This window comes from Aurantiacibacter gilvus, assembly GCF_038289935.1.
Classification (GTDB): Bacteria; Pseudomonadota; Alphaproteobacteria; order Sphingomonadales; family Sphingomonadaceae; genus Alteraurantiacibacter; species Alteraurantiacibacter gilvus.
On the sequence record NZ_JBBYHV010000001.1, the window covers coordinates 691,031 to 708,970 of the forward strand.

Consider the following 17,940-nt stretch of genomic DNA (forward strand, 5'->3'; position numbering starts at 1 on the left):
TCTTCATTCCTCCGGGAGTGCCCAGGTGATCAGCGATTCATTGTTGAGCGGGCCGTTGGGGCCCATGACCGGGGCACCGAACCCCGATCCGGCGGCCACCACGGCGATGTACTGCCGTCCGTCCGCTCCGCGATAGCTCATCGGTACGGTCATGGCGGCGTACTGCAGTTCTTCCTCCCACACGATCTCGCCAGTCGCGGCATCGAAAGCGCGGAACACGTTGTCGGCAGTCGCGCCGATGAAGACGAGGCCGCCCGCGGTCACCATCGGCCCGCCGAAGGTGTTGTTGGACCCCGTTTCGGCCTTGTCCTCGCCCAGTTCGGGGGTGGTGCCCAGCGGCGTCGCCCAGGCGATATCGCCGGTGTTGGCGTCGACTGCCACGAGCCGACCCCATGGCGGACGGATGCAGGGCAGGGTAACCGGCCGGCCATCCTCCCCGGTGAAGCTGGCGGAGAAGCTGGAATAGGCCCCCGGACCGGTCAGCGAGCCGCGATCGTAGAGCTGATTGCTGGCAGCCGTGCCGCGGCCATAGTCGCCATCGGGATCGCGCGCCTCGATCCAGCCGATCGAGCCGCTCTCGCTGGTGTTGACGTAGATATAGCCGGTGGTCGGATCGACCGCGCTGCCGCCCCAGTTGGACCCGCCGTTGTGCGGCAGGTTGATGGAGGCGCGCGGTTCGTCGCCTTCCTCGTGCAGGAAGAACGGCGTGAAGGGGCCGGAGTTGAAGAAGCTCCCGCCGTAGCTGTCGAGCAGGGCATGGCAGGCGGCGACGTGTTCGGCGTTGGTGTCTTCTTCCGTCACCACGTCATCGGGCGTCCACCACATGCGCGAAAGCGGTTCCGGCGCGACGGGGATCGGCTGGGTGGGGGAATACCATTCGCCCGGCACGTCGGCGCTGGCGACGAGCATCTCGTTGACGCCGTGCACCGGCTCGCCCGTGCGGCGGTCGAGGATGTACATCAGGCCTGGCTTGCCGGTTTCGGCGAGGGCGGGGATAGTCTCGCCGTCGACTTCGACATCGACCAGCACCGGCGGGGCGGGCAGGTCCCAGTCCCACAGGTCGTGGTGGATGGTCTGGAAGTGCCAGCGGTATTCGCCCGTGCGGGCATCGACCGCGAGGATCGAATTGCCGAACAGGTTGTTGCCCGGACGATCGCCGCCGTAATAGTTGGGGGCGGGGCTGCCGAGCGTCATGTAGATCATTCCGGTTTCGACATCGCCGGTCATGTACCAGACCCACATGTTGTTGCCGGGCCGATCGCGCCAACCGTCGTCGAGCCAGGTCTCGTGGCCGAGCTCGCCCGGCTGGGGCACGGTGTTGAATTCCCACAGCATCTCGCCGGTGCGCGCGTCGTAGGCCTTGGAATTGCCGAGCGGACCACTCGGCAGTTCGGGCGTCGAGGCGCCGATCACCAGCACGTCGCCGAAGATGCTGGGCGGGTAGGAATAGCGCACGTCGAAGCCGACGCGGCCGTTCTCGCCGAAGCTCTCCACGATCTCGCCGGTTTCCGCGCTGATGGCGACGATCTCGTTGCCGCCGTTGTAGTAGAGCCGCGCGCCGTTGTTCGCATCGCCGCCCCAGTAGGTGACGCGGCGGCGGACGGTGGTGCCTTCGACCTGGTGCCGCCAGATCTCGCGCCCCGAATGGGCTTCCAGCGCGACCACTGCATCGCCCAGCGGCAGGTACATGATGCCATCGACCACGCTCGGCACCGTGCCTGCGAGAATCAGGCCGCCGCCGCCGGGACGCAGCCTGAATTCCCAGGCGCGTTCCATGGTGTTGATATTCTCGGGCGTGATGTCCGCCAGCGGTGCGAAGCGTTGCCCTGCGTGGTTGCGGGCGTAGTGCGGCCAGTCGCCGTCTGCCGGTTCCTGCTGGGCCAGCGCCCCGCCGGCCAGCAGCGTGGTTGCAAGAATGGTGGTTATCACCTTGCGCATCGTCATGGGTCCTCTCAGTGGATCTGTCCTTGGCGGCCGCCGATATCGATGGCGACGCGCGGGGTGGGGTCGGCATCGGCCCAGCGGCTGCCTTCGCGCAGCACGTCACCGATAACCTTGTAGGCGAACAGCATCAGCAGCGCGCCGCTCTCGGGATTTTCGTCGAGCGCGCGGATGTGCGCGAGGTCCTGCTGGCGCTTCTCGGGATCGCTTTCCTGCAGCATGCGCTTGTTCTCGGTGGCCGCGGGCGTGACCACATCCCAGAAGATGCGCCGCCGTTCGTCGGAGAAGCGATCGAGCACTTCCTCGTCCTCCTCGCCGCGCAGTATCGCGCCGAGAATGTCAGCGAGGATGACGCCGGTCCAGACGCCCGAGGTCAGGCCCAGCCCGCCGCAGGGGTTGGTGGCATGGGCAGCGTCGCCCGCCAGCAGCACGCGGCCCTTGTGCAGCGTTTCGCCCGCGCGCTGGTGCAGCATGTAGGGGCTGGAGGAGACGATCTCGTAATCCTTGCGCCCCTGCATGAACCACTCGTAGCGTTCGTGGATGCGGTCCTCGTAAGTCTCCAGCGGCAGCGCGCTGTCTTCCATGTAGGTGCAGCGCCACAGCCCGTCGCGGTCGAGTTGGGCGATCACCGCCATGTTCTCCGGATCGCAGACGAAGTTGGCCTGCTCGTAGCCCAGCTCCTTGAAGGGGAACTTCACGTTGGTGGCGACAAAGCGTTCGGGCCAGGTGTGGCCTTCGAACTCGATATCGGCGAGGCGGCGCACCGTGGAGCGCGCGCCGTCTGCCCCGATCAGCCACTTGGCGGTGTAGGTCTGGTCTCCTGCAACGACAGCGATTTCATCTCCCTGGTCGTCGATGGCGGTCACTTCCTTGCCGAACAGGACTTCCACGCCCAGCGCCTGCGCGTGTTCCATGGCGACGCGCGCCACTTCGTGCTGTCCGGCGTGCAGCTGGTAATCGTAGGGAATGCCTTCGACCGGTTCGGTCACGACCACCGAATGATAGCCGAACTCGGGCACATGGGTGCCGAAGTTCCGGTTCTTGAAGCCGATCTCCAGCAGCTCGTCGAGCAGGCCCAACTCCTCCAGGATAATCAGCGTCGAAGGGAAATAGACCGCGGCCCGCGGGCTGTTGATGATGTGGGCTTCCTTCTCCAGCACGCGCACGCTGGCACCCGCCTGGGCAAGCGCGAGCGCGGTGAGCATGCCCACCGGACCTGCGCCGACGATCAGGACATCGGTCGGTTCGGCCATCAGTCGTCTTCTCCTTCTTCGGCTGCGCGCCGGGCGGCCTCGGACAGGACATAGGCACGGATAGCCTCGGATTCTTCGGCGTCGATCCACGGCGCGAAGCTGACCATGCCGTTGTCCGACAGGGCGCCTTCCATCACCACGGAGTTCCACGCGTCGGCATCGGTGGCATAGACGCTGCGCAGCAGGTTGGGGTTGACCGGGCCGTTGTGGCAGATGGTGCAGAAGCCGAGGTAAGCCTGCTGGCCCATGGCGATGGTCGCGGCATCGAACACTTCGTCTGTCGCGGCATAGGGCGGCAGTACCTGTTCGGGCAGCGGGGTGTAGGGCGCATCGCCATCCAGCCGGAATACGAACAGCATACCGTTGGGTGGCGGGCGGCGCATCCAGTCGGCCTGGGTGGCCATCCCCATCGATCCGCCATAACCGGCCATGATGGCGACATACTGCACACCGTCGACGGCATAGGAGATTGCCCCGGCGACGATCCCGCGTTCGGTCTGGAAGTTCCACAGCGGGGTGCCGTCTTCGGCGTTGTAGGCGTTGAAGGTGCCGTCCGGCAGGCCCTGGAACACCAGGTTGCCGCCCGTTGCCAGGGTGCCGCCGTTCCACGGGAAGTCGCGTTCGATCGCCCAGCGTTCTTCCTGCGCCACCGGGTCCCATGCCACCAGGCGGCCCTTGGTGATCGAGGTCAGGTAGGCCCGGCGATCCTCGGGCGTGTCGCCCGGCACCAGCCCGGCTGGCGGGGTGAGGAAGATCACGCCGGTATTCCAGCGGCCGATGTTCCGCGTGTAGTTCACGTCGTCCATGTATGCCGAGGGTGGCTGCATGGCAGGGATGTAGACCAGCCCCGTCTGCGGCGAATAGCTCATCGGGTGATAGGCATGGGCGCCGATGCCGCTGGGCGTGACGAGGTAGGGGGCGTCTGCATAGCGCGCCTCGGGAATTTCCACCGGGCGACCGGTCTCGAGGTCGATCCGCTCGGCCCAGTTCTGCATGGCGTAGGGTTCGGCGGAAATCAGCGAGCCGTCGCGCCGGTCGATCACGTAGAAGAAGGCATTCTTGGGCGCCTGCATCACCACCGGCACGTCTTCGCCGTCGATCTGCATATGGGTCAGCGTCATCTGCTGGGTGGCGGTGTAGTCCCAGGTCTCTCCCGGATTGAGCTGGTAGTGCCAGTTGTATTCGCCGGTGTCCGGATCGAGCGACAGGATCGAGGCGAGGAACAGGTTGTCGCCCTCGCCATTGCTGCGCGCGCGGTGGTTCCACGGGCTGCCGTTGCCGACGCCCACCAGCAGCTGGTCCAGCTCGGCATCGTAGACGACCGAATCCCACACGGTGCCGCCGCCGCCCATCTCCCAGTATTCGCCGGACCAGGTCTCCGCAGCGAATTCTTCGAACACGGCATCAGACGCGGCGCCGTCAGGCCCGTCCACGGGGTTGCCGGGAACGGTGTAGAAGCGCCAGACCAGGTCGCCGCTGTCGGTGTCGTAGGCGGAGATATATCCGCGCACGCCCAGCTCGGCGCCGGAGTTGCCAATGATCACCTTGTCGCGCACCACGCGCGGAGCCATGGTGATGGTATAGGGCTGTTCCTGGTCGACAGTTACGATGTCCCACAGCACGTCGCCGCTGGCGGCATCGAGCGCGATCAGGCGGCCGTCGATGGTGCCGACATAGACCTTGCCTTCCCACACCGCGACGCCGCGGTTGACCACGTCACAGCAGGTATGCGCGCCTTTCGCGCCGTCGACTTCGGGATCGAAATACCACAGCTGCTCACCCGTGGCCGCGTCGAGCGCCATGACCTTGGACCATGCGGTGGAGACATACATCACGCCGTCGACCACGATGGGCGTGGCTTCCTGCCCGCGCGTGGTGTCAAACTCGACGGTGTAGGCGAGGCCGAGCCGGTCCACATTGCCGGCATTGATCTGGTCGAGCGGGCTGAACCGGTCCTCGTTCCAGGTGCGGCCGTGGCTCAGCCAGTTGTCCGGGTCCTCGTCGGCGGCCAGCAGGCGTTCCTGCGTGACATTGCCTGCTTCGGGCTCATCCGCGCAGCCAGCCAGCGCCAGCGCGCCTGCCAGAATCGCAAGTATCGGAACCCGTTGTAGATTCATCCATCCTTCTCCCCGCACGGGAGATTAGGGTGGAGATTCACCAGAGTCTATCGGGCAAAGTCAATTTGTTGGGGCAGTCGGCCGCTGGTCCGGCCCGATGGGGATCACCACGTCGGCGCGGGCGGGCATTTCGTCCAGCATGTGCCGCGTCAGCCGCTCGTAATGGGCGCAGAAACGGGTGAGGGCAGTCGCGTCCATCAGGCCCGGCGCATCGGGGTTGGCTGCTGCCAGCTTGGCTTCCTGCAAGGCGCGGTTGCGGGCGACGGCTTCGAAGCCGTCCACCTTCAGCATCACCAGCAGGTCGATCTGGTCGAACAGGCGGGCATAGTCCCCGGCCAGCCAGTGATTGACCAGGCCGCGCCACAATCCGCCCGGGTCTTCGTCGCGTTCGAGGTCGTTGATCGGCTCGACCAGGGCTTCGGCCTCCTGCGGTCTTGCGCCGACGCACCAGCCCTCCAGCAGGAGGACGTCGACCGGGCCAGTGACCTGTTCACCTGCTTCGGCGCGATCATCGCGAGACTTGTCGAAACGGGGCATGGTCAGCGCACGGCCCGCCAGCATGTCTTCGAGGATCGCCAGCCCCATGCCTATCGCATGGGTGCCGGGAACCCCGCGCGTGGCGAACAGCGGGTGGACCTCGTCGGCCAGCTGCTGGCGCTCGGCCTTGGTCAGGTAAAGGTCGTCGAGCGACAGGGTGACCGCGCGGATCTGCCGCTTGGCGAGCAGGACCTCAAGGAACTTGCACAGGGTCGACTTGCCCGAGCCTTGCGCCCCGTTGATCCCCACCACCAGCGGGGCGCGCGACGCGGGCATGCGGGCGATGCGGGTCGCCAGCGGCTTCCAGTGATTCTCGACAACTTCGGCATAGTCCGCCGGCAGGCCTTCTGCCGCGATCAGGTCGGCAATGGGGTCACTCATGCAACCGGGTCTGGCAGGTCCGCGCCTGCGGCAAAAGCCTCGATATTGGCGAGAGCGCGCATGCCCATGGCCTCGCGCGTCTCGGCATTGGCACTGCCGAGGTGGGGCAGCAGGACGACGTTCTCGAGTCCCAGCAGGGCATCGGGTACCTGCGGCTCCTGCGGATAGACGTCGAGACCCGCGCCAGCGAGGTGGCCGGACCTGAGCGCATCGGCCAGCGCATCGTGGTCCACCACGCCGCCGCGCGCGGTGTTGATGAGGTAACTGCCCGTCTTCATCGTCGCCAACGCCTGCGCGTCGATCAGGTTGGCGGTGTCGCCGCCGCCCGGCACGTGCAGCGAGACGAAGTCGGACTTGGACAGCAGGTCATTCAGGTCAGGGAGGAATTCGGCATCCAGCGCCTTGGCCGCCTCGCTCTCGCGCCGGGCAAAGTAGGCGATCTTCATCCCGAAGCCGTGATGCGCGCGCTCGGCCGTCGCCTGACCGATCCGCCCGAAGCCGACCACGCCGAGCACCTTGTCCTTCAGGGCCGAGCCGATCAGGTGGGTGGGACGCCAGCCGGTCCAGTTGCCCGAACGCAATTCGCGCTCGCCTTCGCCCGCACGGCGCGCGGCCATCAGGATCAAGGTGAGGGCGAGGTCTGCCGTGGCATCGGTCAGTACGCCGGGCGTGTTGGAAACGGCGATACCTCTCGCCTTGGCTGCCGCGAGGTCGATATGGTCGAAGCCGACGCCGTAGTTGGCGATCAGCTTCACCCGGTCCCCACCCGCGATGACATCGGCATCGATGCGGTCCGAGACGGTGGGCGCCAGCGCGTCGAATTCGGCCATGGCAGCAGCGAGCTCGGACTGGCTCAAGGGTTGGTCGGTGTCGTTCAGCACCACGTCAAACCGCTCGCCCAACGCGCATTCGACGGCTTCCGGCCAGCGGCGGGTGACGAGGACGCGCAATCGGTCAGTCATCGGCAATCAGTCATCCTTGTTGATGAACTTGGTTTCGGCCTGGGTCGATGCCGGGCCGGTGTTGCGCTTGTTGATGCCGCCCATCACGCCTTCGGGCATGAACAGCGGCGGGTCGGCTTCGCGCGGCTCCAGCCCGAAGATCGGGAACAGGCCGGGGTGTTCGCCAAGCCCGTGGTACAGCGCGCAGACACGCTCCACCCACGGACGCAGCGGATCGTCGGCAGCCAGCGCCGGGGTCTGCGCCAGCGAGGCCAGCCACAGGAACCCGCCGATTATGCGGTAGTCGGCGTAGTTGGGTGTGCGGCCGCCGAGGAAATCACTCTCCTTCAAGGCGAGGCGCAGCGGTTCGAGCGCGGCGGAGATCGCGGGCAGGCGGTCCTCGCGGCCCAGCTGCAATTCTTCCAGCTTGCCGCCCAGGATTACTTCGCGGGTGGAAGTGACATATTCCTTGTCATGTTCGTAGCAGACGTCGCGGTAGTCGCCGCAATAGCTGCGCATCCACGGGCCGACTGCCGCACCCCAGAACCACGAATCGAGCGCCCGCGTCAGCACGGCCACGCTTTCGTGCGGGATCAGCATGGGGCGGTCGGGATAGGTCTCGTCGAGGTATTCGACAATGCCCCAGCTATCGAGCACCCACTTGCCGTCATCGACGATGGCCGGCAGGCGCTCGGTCATTCCGCCGGTGCGCTCCATGATGCCGGTGAAGCCGCCTTCCACCAGGTCGAGGTCGAACCCCTTGTGGCGCACGGCGAACTTGGTGGCCCAGACAAAGGGGCTGATGGTCGCGCCGGTCGAAACCTGCAGGTCGTAAAGGGTGATCGTGTTGTTCGCTGCCATTGCCGCCTCTCCTTTGGCTGGGGTGTCGCACCCCTTGGCCCGGCGCTAGCTAGCGCGTCATTGGGCAAAGTCAAAGTTGGCGCGCGCCCGCTGGCTGTTTTCTCGGCGCGGCAAAGCTGTCATCGTGCGGTAGCCTTGCTGCTGTGGATGCTGCCGATGCGATTTCTTGCCCCGACCTTGTGCGCACTGGCGCTGGCCTCATGCACCACCTTGCCACCTGCCGAAGCGGGCTGGCCGACCTTGGGCGAGGGGCCGCAGCTGGCGCCTGACACGGTCATCACGCATTTCGCCTTCGGCAGCTGCAACAGCCAGGACCACACCCAGGCTATATGGAGCAGCATTGCTGCCAGTCACCCGCAGGCCTTCATCGCCATGGGCGACAACATCTACGGCGAGACGGGCGAGGGCGAGGGCCCGGTGATGCCTACCCTGGTCGAGGGCTATCGTACCCAGATGACCAGTGCGCCGTTCATGCAACTGCGCCGGGAGGTGCCGATGATGGTGACCTGGGACGACAACGACTACGGCAAGAACGACGGCGGCGCGTCGTTCGAACTGCGCGAAACGTCCGAAGGCCTGTTCGAACACTTCTGGCACATGCCTGCCGAGGTCCGGGGTCGCCCCGGCCTCTACCAGAGCACGACGATCGGCCCGGCGGGGCGGCGGGTACAGTTCATCGTGCTCGACACGCGCTTCTTCCGTTCCGACTTCTTGCGCTGGGGCCCGGAAACGCCCAGCGGGCGCTACACCGTCAACACCGATCCCGATGCGACAATGCTGGGCGCGGCGCAGTGGGACTGGCTGGAGCAGGAACTGGCAGAACCTGCGGACCTGCGCGTGGTGGTCAGCTCCGTGCAGGTGCTGAGCGAGGCGCACGGCTGGGAAGCATGGGACAAGTTACCGCTGGAACGTACGCGCCTGCTCGACATGCTGACTTCGCGTGCCGGAGGCGGGCTAGTGCTTCTGACGGGAGACCGCCACGCTGCCGCCTTCTACGAAACCGAGTGGCAGGGTGAACGGATCACCGAATTCACCGCCAGCGCGCTCAACCGGCCCCGGCCCGGCGGCACGGAGCAGGCCACCGCGCGCGAGCCGGACCCGCTACGGCTGACGCCTTTCATCGGCGAGGCCAATTTCGGCAGCATGGTGATCGACTGGTCGCAGCGCAAGCTGGCCATGGCCATTGTCGCCGCAGACGGAACCCCGGTCGAAACGCTGGTGCGCAGCTTCTAGCCCACCAAGACTAGCCTTGTTTCAGCTTGGCTTCTTCCAGCTTCACGAGGTGCCACAGCGTCTCGAGCACGGGGGCAGCCACACCGGCTTCCTTTGCTGCGGTGACGATGGCCCCGTTGATCGCATCGACCTCGGTCCGGCGACCGGCGTGCAGGTCCTGCAGCATCGAGGGTTCGTGATCGGCATGGTCCGTCATGCTGGTCTCGGTCAGGTCGTAGATCGGCTGGCCGTCTACCATCACGCCGTTGGCGTGGGCCGCCTCGATTCCTTCGGCCACGGCCGACTTGATCGTTGCCCGCGATTCCGGGTTCGCTCCAAGGAACCCCGGCGTGCGGCGCGTTAGCGCGCAGAGCGGGTTCATGGTCGCGTTGAAGATAACCTTGGACCAGATCACCTCGTGGATATTCAGATCGAGCACGGTTTCCAATCCACCAGCGGAGAGCAATCCTGCTACCTGTTCGGCAAAGGCCGGATCGCCGCCGAAGGCGGGATAGAGCTTGGAATAGCCTTCGCCATGGCTGCGCACCCGGCCCGGGCCGACGAGGTCGCTGGGCAGCATGGAGGCGCCCACCATCACCCGGTCATCGCTGACGAATCCCGCCAGCCGCTTGTCGTTGCCAAGGCCGTTCTGCAGGCTGAGGAGGTGGGTGTTCTCGCCGATGGCCGCCGCGATGCCCTCCAGCGCGCCCTGCGTGTGGAAAGTCTTGGTGAAGACCAGCATCAGGTCGACCGGTTCGCTGACTTCGGCGGGCAGGGCAGCACGGATGGGCAGGTTCTCGACACCGCTGCGCAGGTCCAGCTCCAGCCCCTTGGCGTTGATCGTACCGACGTGTTCGGCGTTGACGTCGACGAGGGTGACGTCAGCCCCCGCGCGGTGGAAGGCGGCGCCGAACAGGCACCCCATGGCGCCCGATCCCAGGACGGCGACCTTCATCCGAGCAACTTCGGGCCGAGCAGCATCAGCATGCGCACGTCGATGGCATAGTCACCCGCGCGGAAGTCGGCGATGAACTGTTCGATCTCGCTCAGCTTCACGCGGTGGACGGTGATGTTCTCGCCCTCGACCCCGCCACCGGCAGAAACCTTGGTCAGGCCGCTGGCTTTCAGCAGGGTGAAACTTTCGGTGACCATGCCGGGGGATGAGTAGAATTCGCCTAGCTCTTCCCAGTGATCGGCGATGTAGCCGGTCTCTTCCTCCAGCTCGCGCTTGGCGGCGCTCAGCGGATCGTCGTCCTCACCGCCGGCGTCGTCACCGATGAGGCCGGCCGGCATTTCGAGGCAATTGCGGTTCAGCGGTACGCGGAACTGTTCGATCAGCAGCACTTCGCCATGGTCCACCGCCAGGATGACGGCGGCACGGACTTCACGCGTGCGGGTGGCATATTCCCACTTGCCACGCTTCTTGGTGGCAATCCACTTGCCTTCCCAGGTGGTTTCTTCGGGCGGGAGCGATTTCGGATCGGTCATGCCGAAAGCGCTATCGGAGCCTTACAGCTCGATCAAGCGGTCCGGCAGTTCGTTCTGGTCATCTGCGGCGCGCGGGAAGTGCGGCGCGAGCACCTTGCCCACGTCGCGCACACCTGCGGCGATACCCTCGGCAATACAATCCTTGCGGATTTCCTCGAGCATGTCGGCCATGGCTTCGCCCCAGACCTCGGGCTCGACCAGCTCGGCGATTGCCTCGTCCGCGACGATCTCCGCGCGGTGTTCGCGCATCGAGACATAGAGCAACACACCCGTGCGGCCATGGGTGCGGCGTTCGGCACCGACCTTGAAATGCTTGATCGCGCGGGCGCGGACGCGCAGGCGCTTTACCGGTCCAGGGGTCAGCCAGAAGCGCAGCTTCGGGATCAGCAGGAACAGCCAGACGCCGACGAACTTGAGCAGGCCCAAGCCGACCACCAGGCTGGCAAACTGGCCCATGGTCCAATCATCGCTCCAGCCCCCGCCAAAGAGCAAGTCCCACTTGGACATGGCGAAGTCCGGGAAGGCCACCAGCACGCTCATGGCTGTAAAGCTGGCCACAGCGGCCCAGACGAGCGCGACATCGGAATAACCGTCCGACATCTCCGCAATCACGGGCACGATCTCGCCGCTGGTGCTGAGTTCGGCCTCGGCCACCGCGTCGGAGACGATCTTGTGCTGTGCTTCGTTCAGAATGGGCATATCACCAACCTCCCGAGGCGCCGCCGCCCCCTGACATGCCGCCGCCGAAGCCGCCGAAACCGCCACCGCCGGAGAAGCCGCCACCACCGCCGGAGAAGCCTCCGCCGCCCCAGCTGCTGTGGCCGCCGGATGCACCGCGCGCGATGGCCTTGCCGGCCTCCCACAGGATGATGTTGCCGATCACACCGCCAGCCCCGCCGCGACGATAGCGACGCTTACTGCCGCCCGCGAACATGGGCAGGATGAAGAAAAAGAACAGGAAGCCCAGCCAGATCAGCGTGCCGATGGGGAAGCCGCCTTCGCTGCGCTTGTTCTGTTCGGCAGCCTGCGCGGCTTCCTCGATGGCGATGGCGTCTTCGGGCGAGTTGGCGAGGTGGGCCAGGATGGCATCAACACCGGCGGTCACGCCGCCGTCGAAATCGCCGTTGCGGAAGCGCGGCGTAATAGTGTCGCGGATGATCCTCCCGGCCATGATGCCCCCGAAATAGGGATGGAGGCCGTAACCGATCTCGATCCGCATTTCGCGGTCGTCACGGGAGATCAGCAGCAGCAGGCCCATGTCGCGCTCGGCCCCGCCGATGCCCCATTCGCTGAACAGGGCCGTGGCATAGGGCTCGATGGCCGAACCGCCCAGATCGGGCACGGTGGCAATGATGATCGCCCGTCCGGTCTCGCGGTTATAGTCCCGCAGCCGCGCATCAAGCGCCGCCTCGGTCGCAGGCGAGAGCATGTCCGCCGTGTCAGCGACCGGGCCCTCCGGGCGTTCGGGGAAGTCGTAGTTCTGGGCTGTTGCGGGTACCGCCAGCACTGACAGCATGGCCGCCAGCGCCAGCAGCAAGACGCGTATCGGGTGGGTCACCGTGTCCGCCAACCTCAGCCGTTGCCGGTGATGTTGTTGAACTCGACTTCCGGGTTTTCCTCGGCACCTTCGGCAGCCTGGAAGTATTCCAGGGGCTCCGAACCGTGGATCACGTTCGCGCCGATCGACGACGGGAAGGTGCGGATCTCGGTGTTGTAGTCGCGCGCGGCGTCATTGTAGCGCGTGATCTCGGTGTTGATCATGTTGTTGGCTTGCTCGATTTCCACCATCAGGTCGGCGAAGCGGGCATTGCTCTGCAGCTGCGGATAGGCTTCCACGATCGTACGCAACTGGCCCAGCGCCTGGGTGAGCTGGTTCTGCGCCTGGTTGAAGCGCTGGAACTCTTCCGGGTTCGACAGATCATCGGTGGTGATGTTGATCGAGGTGGCGCGCGAGCGGGCCTCGATCACGCCAGTCAGGATGTTCTCTTCCGAGACGGCGGCAGCTTCGACCACGGCGACGAGGTTGGGGATCACGTCCGAACGACGCTGCAGCGCGGCTTCGACATTGGCCCACTGCGCCTTCGCGGCCTCTTCCTTGGTCGGCACCGAGTTGATGCCGCAGGAGGCGAGGGCAAGGCTGCCGAACACCAGGGTGACCAGCATGGCGATACGTTTGAACATGGCGCGATTTCCTCCGAGAACCCTTAGGTGTGTTGCCTATATGGCACGCCTGCATCCGGTTTCAAGATCGGCAACAGGCACTTGTGCGGCTTTGCCGCCTTTGGCAGAGCAGCGGTACTACCGTTAAACCAAGAGGGAGGGGACCCCCTTATGCTTTCCGATTTCAAGGCCTTTATTGCCAAGGGCAACGTGATGGAACTGGCCGTCGCGGTGATTATCGCGGGGGCCTTCGCCCTGATCGTTGCCAGCATGACAGCAGACCTGATCATGCCGATCGTGGGCGCGGTATTCGGCAACGTCGATTTCAGCGACAAGTATATCGTGCTCGCAGGTGCCGAAATGGTCGAACCGGGCATGTCGCTGGAAGCAGCGCGTGAAGCCGGTGCCAACGTGCTGGCCTGGGGCAACTTCGTCTCCACCGTGATCAACTTCCTGATCCTGGCCTTCGTGATCTTCCTGTTGGTGCGCTATGCCAAGCGCGTGCAGGAACGCTTCGAGAAGGAGGAGGAAGCAGCAGCACCGGAGGAGCCCGCCGGTCCGACCGAGATCGAACTGCTGACCGAAATCCGCGACGCACTGAGGAAGTAAATCCGCTTGTTTGCGAAGCCGCCTCCGCGGCTTCGTCCTCGCCAGATGCGCAGGCAAGCTGTGCCTGCTGCGGGCGGGCGGTCGCCCTTGCGGTCCCGTTGGGACCGTGAGCAGCCCTTCATCCATACACTTCACATTAAGCGGGCAGGCCCTATATGGGACCTGCCCGTTTCGGCGGGATATGGCGATAAATTGCGCCGTGTAATAGGTACAGCGGACCCGGGGGCAGTACCCGGCGGCTCCACCACAACGTGCTGTTATTGCAGCGCTTTATGACGGGGCCGAACCAGGATCGACGTGTGCTGAAAGACGGTGTTTTTGCTCGGGCTGAGTACCCCGTAAAACTGTTCAAAACACACAAGTGCCAACGATAACGAAGCACTCGCTATTGCTGCGTAATCTGACGTCCTAACGGACTGATCTTACAAAGCTAAAGCGCGGTTGGACCCACCGGGCAACAGAAGCGGATTCCGGGGCTCCGGGGGTAGCTAGCAACAGAAACCCCCACCTTACTTCCAAAAACTAGATTTTCTCCGGAATCGCCTTCAGCGTTGCCTTCTCGGCCTTCTCGTATTTCAGGGCGTCGAGGATCTTCGCGCCGGCCAGGAACACCGCGCCGCTGCAGGCGGCCATCAGCATGTACCCGCCCCAGCCGGGAAACTGCGTAAGATAGTGGGTGCCGCGGTCCATCGCGCCCAGCGCGAGGGCATAGATGATCAGGTACGCTTCCCAGCGCGTCTTGATCACGAACAGCCTCTTGACCTTCTGTAGCATCCCTCGCCTTTCTTAACGCTTGGCGGAGCAATTGCCGTGCCAACGGCGGAATTGCGCCATTTCCATGGTTAAGAGTCAAGCGATTGTAAGGCAGGCCGACAGGGTGGTCAGCCGAGTTCCATTATCTCGAGTGCTTCAAGCAGGGCTGCGCGTGCCTTGCGCACCTGTGTCGCCAGCGCCGGATCGCCGATCTGGGCGGTGTCGATCGATTCGGGCCAGTGCGCGGCCACGACCTCTTCCAGCAGGCTGGCCTTGGCCTCGTCCAGCATGAAACGCGGATCGACTGTCGCCGGATCGGCCACCACGCGTAGCCGCAGGCAGGCCGGGCCGCCGCCATTGGCCATCGACTGGCGCACGTCGACCACGTCGACATGGCGGATCGGGCCATTGCCCGCCAGCATGTCCTGCAGCCACGACCAAACGGGTGCGCTTTCGCGGCATTCCTCCGGCACCACCAGCGTCATCTCGCCCGAGGGCGGGGTGAGCAATTGCGCGTTGAACAGGTAGGACGAGATCGCATCGGCCAGCGGAACGCGGTCGGCTGGCACTTCCACCACCTGCACGCCCGGACAGCGCGCCTGGATGGCCTCGTAGGTGCCCTGCCTATCGGCAAAGGCCAGTTCGTGGGTGAACAGCACCTCCTCGTTCGCCACGGCCACCACGTCGTTGTGAAAGGCACCGGCAGCAATGGCATCGGGGTTCTGTTCGACAAACAGCACGCGGTCGGGATCGAGCCCGTGCTTGCGCGCGACTACGCGGCTGGCGTGCTCGTGCTGACGCGCGGGGAAGGGGCCGCCGAACTTGCCGAAAACGAACACTTCCAGCCCCTGTTCGTCGTGGGCGGGTGCGAAGCGCATGTGGTTCGCCGCCCCCTCGTCGCCGAAGCAGGGCGGCACCGGGTCGTGCACCGCGAAGCTGGCACGATCGGCAAAGGCCAGCCGTAACTGTGCCAGCGTAGCGGGCCATTCGTGGCTGCGGTGCGGCATGGTGACGAGGTTGGCGACGGTCAGGTGGCACCTGCCGTCCACCGTATCGGGCGCCGGGCTGACCGTGGCGGCATTGGCCGTCCACATCGAGCTGGCCGACCAAGCGCCAGCCACCAGCGCTGGATCGGTGCTGTCGTCTGCTGCCAGCGCCTCCAGCCATGCGGTGTCCGGACGCGGCAGCGGCAGGAAGAAACCCTGCGCGAGGCCGCGCGCCATGTTGCGGCGCATCTTGGCAATGCCCTGCAGTGCCGCCGCACGCGGATAGCTGGTCGCGCCCGCGTTCTTCGTCGCCGCGAGGTTGCCAAGGCTCAGGCCGGCATAGTTGTGGCTGGGGCCAACGAGGCCGTCGAAATTGATTTCCACCAGGGTCAACGCGCCACGCTCCAGACCATGTCGCCCTTGCCGACCTTGAGCAGTTCCGCAGCCAGGGAATCGATCGCCACGCCGCCTTCGCGGAATTCGCGCGCGCCATAGCAGCAGCGGAAGTCTTTCAGCTGGCCGGCAGCGATCAGCGACTTTTCGCCCTTTTCCAGCTCATCGTCCACGACTTCACCGTAATGAGCGTCAGCAATGCTTTTTACCTTGTCGGTATTGGCCAGCATGGTCGGTCCACCGTCGAAGATGTCGACATAGCCCTGATAGGAAAAACCCTCGTTCTCCAGCATGCGCATGGCCGCACGCCCGCTGGGATGGGGCAGGCCAATCACCTTCTTCGCCGCCTCGTCGAGCATGGCGATGTAGACCGGGTGCTTGGGCATCAGGTCGGCAATGAACTGGTTGCCGTGGATGGCGTTGAATTCGTCCGCCTCCTGGAAACTCATGCCGAAGAACTTGCCGCCGATGGCATCCCAGAACGGCGATCCGCCACGCTCGTCGATGATGCCGCGCAGTTCCGCAAGGATGCGGTCACCGAAGCGGTGGCGATGCGCGGCGATGAACAGGTAACGGCTGCGCGCCAGCAGCAGGCCAAGTCCGCCAGCGCGTTCTCCCGGATGCAGGAACAGGCCGCCCACTTCGCTGGTGCCGCCCAGGTCGTTGCACAGGCTGAGCAGTTCGGCGGTGACGGTGCGATCCAGTTCCTTGGAATACTGGGTCAGCGTGCCGATGCGATAGGAATAGAACGGGTACTGGTGCCCCACGGCCGTGAACAGCTGGCAGGTGCCGCGCACATCGGTCGTCTCGGTGTTTTCCAGGACGAGCACGAAGGTCTCGCCGACGATGTCTTGCCCTTCGCGGTCGAAAGCTGCTTGCGAACCTTCGAGCTTGGCGGTCAGCGAATTGCGGTCAGGGGGCAGGTTGGTGAAACCGCCGCCGGTAAGCTTGGCCATTTCGTAGAGGTGCTGCAGGTCGTCCGTCGCGGCGGGGCGGATCACAAAGGTCACAGAGCATCTCCGGTGGCGAGACGGTGGAGGACAATGGCGGACAGCCGCGCCCGCTCGGTCAGCGAGCTGGCATACATGAATTCGTCCGGCGAATGGATCTTGCCGCCGCGCACACCCATGGTGTCGACCACGGGCACGTGATTGGCGGCGATGTTGTTGCCGTCGCAGACTCCGCCTGTGCTCTGCCAACCGATTGTCTGGCCCAGTTCGGCCCCGGTGGCGCGTACGAGGTCGAACAGCTTCTGCGCCTTGGCATCGACCGGCTTGGGCGGGCGCGAAATGCCGCCGTGGAGCGCGATGCGCAGGTCGTGCTCGGCGGCAAGGGTTGTGATCAGGGCATTGAGGTTGCCGGTGAATTCTTCCGCCGCTTCAGTGGTCTTGGGACGGATGTTGAACCGCAGTACGGCATGGTCCGGCACGACATTGTTCGCCGCACCGCCTTCGATCTTGGCCGGATTCACAGCCATGTCGGCGTGCTGCATGGCCTTCAGCCGCACCGCGCAATCGGCCGCGGCGACAATGGCGTTGCGTCCGTCCTGCGGATTGCGTCCGGCGTGGGCGCTCTTGCCAGTGAAGGTGAGCGCGTAATTGCCGCTGCCGCCGCGCGCGTGGGCGAGCGTGCCATCGGGAAGGGCGCTGGGCTCGTAGGTGAGGGCGGCGAACTTGCCGCGTGCCAGCTCGTCGATCAGCGCTGCGGAGGAGAGCGAGCCGGTTTCCTCGTCCGAATTGATCATCACATCGTAGCCAATCCGGCTGGCCGCCTCGCCGGTTTCCAGCGCCATCAGCGCTTCGGCGATTACCGCGATGCCGCCCTTCATGTCCGCCGTGCCGGGGCCGTTGAGGGTATCGTCGTCGAGCCATTGCTGGTCCTGGAACGGATGGTCGGCCGGAAAGACCGTGTCCATGTGTCCTGTCAGCAGGAAGCGGCGCTCTGCCTGCGGGCGCACTGACAGGACGAGATGGCGGCCATGAGGCTTTTCAACTTCACGGCCTTCCGCGTCGACCACGGTGACCGGGGCAGGATCGCGCAAGCAAACCTCGCCGGGCAAGGGGGAGAAGGCCTCGGCCAGCAGGTCTGCCACCTGCGCCAGTCCATCGAGGTTGCCGGTGCCCGAATTGATCGCCGCCCAGTCCTGCGTGCGGCCGAGCATGCGAGACTGGTCGATCTGGCCGGTCAACGCCATTTCTGATGCTGAAAGTGGTTTCATTCCAAACCGCCTTACGCGCCGCACTGGCAGTGTCAAACCCACTCCCTCTGGGCTTTGCCCCACGATAAGGGATTACCGCCAGGCGTGGAG

The 17,940-nt window shown here is 65.2% G+C and carries 17 protein-coding genes and 1 other RNA gene; 3 read left to right on the plus strand and 15 right to left on the minus strand.

What is annotated here, in order from left to right; translation table 11 throughout:
- Positions 1-3: 3 nt before the first annotated feature.
- The 6 genes from AAEO60_RS03375 to AAEO60_RS03400 are packed head-to-tail and all read right to left on the minus strand — an operon-like array spanning position 4 to position 8,031.
- Complete coding sequence (locus AAEO60_RS03375; RefSeq protein ID WP_341672234.1) at positions 4-1,938, minus strand: outer membrane protein assembly factor BamB family protein; 1,935 nt, start codon at positions 1,936-1,938, stop codon at positions 4-6.
- Between the two features lie 14 nt (positions 1,939-1,952).
- Entirely contained in the window at positions 1,953-3,194 is a 1,242-nt protein-coding gene (locus AAEO60_RS03380; protein ID WP_341672235.1) for an FAD-dependent oxidoreductase, read from the minus strand.
- Positions 3,194-5,311 carry a PQQ-dependent dehydrogenase, methanol/ethanol family gene (locus AAEO60_RS03385; protein WP_341672236.1) on the minus strand — a complete coding sequence of 706 codons (2,118 nt, stop codon included), beginning with the start codon at positions 5,309-5,311 and terminating at the stop codon, positions 3,194-3,196. The genes AAEO60_RS03380 and AAEO60_RS03385 overlap by 1 nt, the downstream gene beginning before the upstream one ends.
- Before the next feature lie 60 nt (positions 5,312-5,371).
- Positions 5,372-6,229, minus strand: coding sequence for a kinase (locus AAEO60_RS03390; protein ID WP_341672237.1), 858 nt, complete (start codon positions 6,227-6,229; stop codon positions 5,372-5,374).
- Positions 6,226-7,191 carry a 2-hydroxyacid dehydrogenase gene (locus tag AAEO60_RS03395; protein WP_341672238.1) on the minus strand — a complete coding sequence of 322 codons (966 nt, stop codon included), beginning with the start codon at positions 7,189-7,191 and terminating at the stop codon, positions 6,226-6,228. The genes AAEO60_RS03390 and AAEO60_RS03395 overlap by 4 nt, the downstream gene beginning before the upstream one ends.
- A 6-nt stretch (positions 7,192-7,197) precedes the next feature.
- Positions 7,198-8,031: a beta-etherase gene (locus AAEO60_RS03400; RefSeq protein ID WP_341672239.1), complete on the minus strand. Its 834-nt coding sequence runs from the start codon at positions 8,029-8,031 to the stop codon at positions 7,198-7,200.
- Positions 8,032-8,187: 156 nt separating this feature from the next.
- Between AAEO60_RS03400 and AAEO60_RS03405 the strand changes: the two genes are divergently transcribed.
- Positions 8,188-9,264 (plus strand): alkaline phosphatase D family protein, encoded by a 1,077-nt coding sequence (locus AAEO60_RS03405; protein ID WP_341672240.1) that lies wholly within the window; start codon positions 8,188-8,190, stop codon positions 9,262-9,264.
- A gap of 10 nt (positions 9,265-9,274) precedes the next feature.
- Here AAEO60_RS03405 and AAEO60_RS03410 read toward each other — a convergent pair whose 3' ends face one another.
- The 5 genes from AAEO60_RS03410 to AAEO60_RS03430 are packed head-to-tail and all read right to left on the minus strand — an operon-like array spanning position 9,275 to position 12,912.
- Positions 9,275-10,198, minus strand: coding sequence for a ketopantoate reductase family protein (locus AAEO60_RS03410; RefSeq protein WP_341672241.1), 924 nt, complete (start codon positions 10,196-10,198; stop codon positions 9,275-9,277).
- Positions 10,195-10,731: an NUDIX hydrolase gene (locus AAEO60_RS03415; RefSeq protein WP_341672242.1), complete on the minus strand. Its 537-nt coding sequence runs from the start codon at positions 10,729-10,731 to the stop codon at positions 10,195-10,197. Before AAEO60_RS03415 ends, AAEO60_RS03410 begins: the two co-directional genes overlap by 4 nt.
- A gap of 21 nt (positions 10,732-10,752) precedes the next feature.
- Positions 10,753-11,430, minus strand: coding sequence for a TPM domain-containing protein (locus AAEO60_RS03420; RefSeq protein ID WP_341672243.1), 678 nt, complete (start codon positions 11,428-11,430; stop codon positions 10,753-10,755).
- Position 11,431: 1 nt separating this feature from the next.
- Positions 11,432-12,289, minus strand: a complete 858-nt coding sequence (locus tag AAEO60_RS03425; protein ID WP_341672244.1) for a TPM domain-containing protein — start codon at positions 12,287-12,289, stop codon at positions 11,432-11,434.
- A gap of 14 nt (positions 12,290-12,303) precedes the next feature.
- Positions 12,304-12,912, minus strand: a complete 609-nt coding sequence (locus tag AAEO60_RS03430; RefSeq protein WP_341672245.1) for a LemA family protein — start codon at positions 12,910-12,912, stop codon at positions 12,304-12,306.
- A 150-nt stretch (positions 12,913-13,062) separates the two neighbouring features.
- On the opposite strand from AAEO60_RS03430, the gene mscL reads away from it, so the two are divergent.
- On the plus strand, positions 13,063-13,500 hold the full coding sequence (gene mscL / locus AAEO60_RS03435; protein WP_341672246.1) for a large conductance mechanosensitive channel protein MscL: 438 nt from the start codon (positions 13,063-13,065) through the stop codon (positions 13,498-13,500).
- Between the two features lie 126 nt (positions 13,501-13,626).
- Positions 13,627-13,972, plus strand: a transfer-messenger RNA (tmRNA) gene (ssrA, locus tag AAEO60_RS03440).
- A gap of 50 nt (positions 13,973-14,022) precedes the next feature.
- Here ssrA and AAEO60_RS03445 read toward each other — a convergent pair.
- The 4 genes from AAEO60_RS03445 to AAEO60_RS03460 all read right to left on the minus strand — a co-directional run bounded on the left by AAEO60_RS03445 (position 14,023) and on the right by AAEO60_RS03460 (position 17,850).
- The gene (locus AAEO60_RS03445) at positions 14,023-14,274 is read right to left on the minus strand and encodes a hypothetical protein (RefSeq protein WP_341672247.1); all 252 of its coding nucleotides are present in this window, start codon (positions 14,272-14,274) and stop codon (positions 14,023-14,025) included.
- A gap of 107 nt (positions 14,275-14,381) precedes the next feature.
- The gene (locus AAEO60_RS03450) at positions 14,382-15,632 is read right to left on the minus strand and encodes an N-succinylarginine dihydrolase (protein ID WP_341672248.1); all 1,251 of its coding nucleotides are present in this window, start codon (positions 15,630-15,632) and stop codon (positions 14,382-14,384) included.
- Positions 15,629-16,642: an arginine N-succinyltransferase gene (locus tag AAEO60_RS03455; RefSeq protein ID WP_341672249.1), complete on the minus strand. Its 1,014-nt coding sequence runs from the start codon at positions 16,640-16,642 to the stop codon at positions 15,629-15,631. Before AAEO60_RS03455 ends, AAEO60_RS03450 begins: the two co-directional genes overlap by 4 nt.
- On the minus strand, positions 16,639-17,850 hold the full coding sequence (locus AAEO60_RS03460) for a hydrolase (protein WP_341672250.1): 1,212 nt from the start codon (positions 17,848-17,850) through the stop codon (positions 16,639-16,641). Before AAEO60_RS03460 ends, AAEO60_RS03455 begins: the two co-directional genes overlap by 4 nt.
- Positions 17,851-17,940 lie beyond the last annotated feature (90 nt).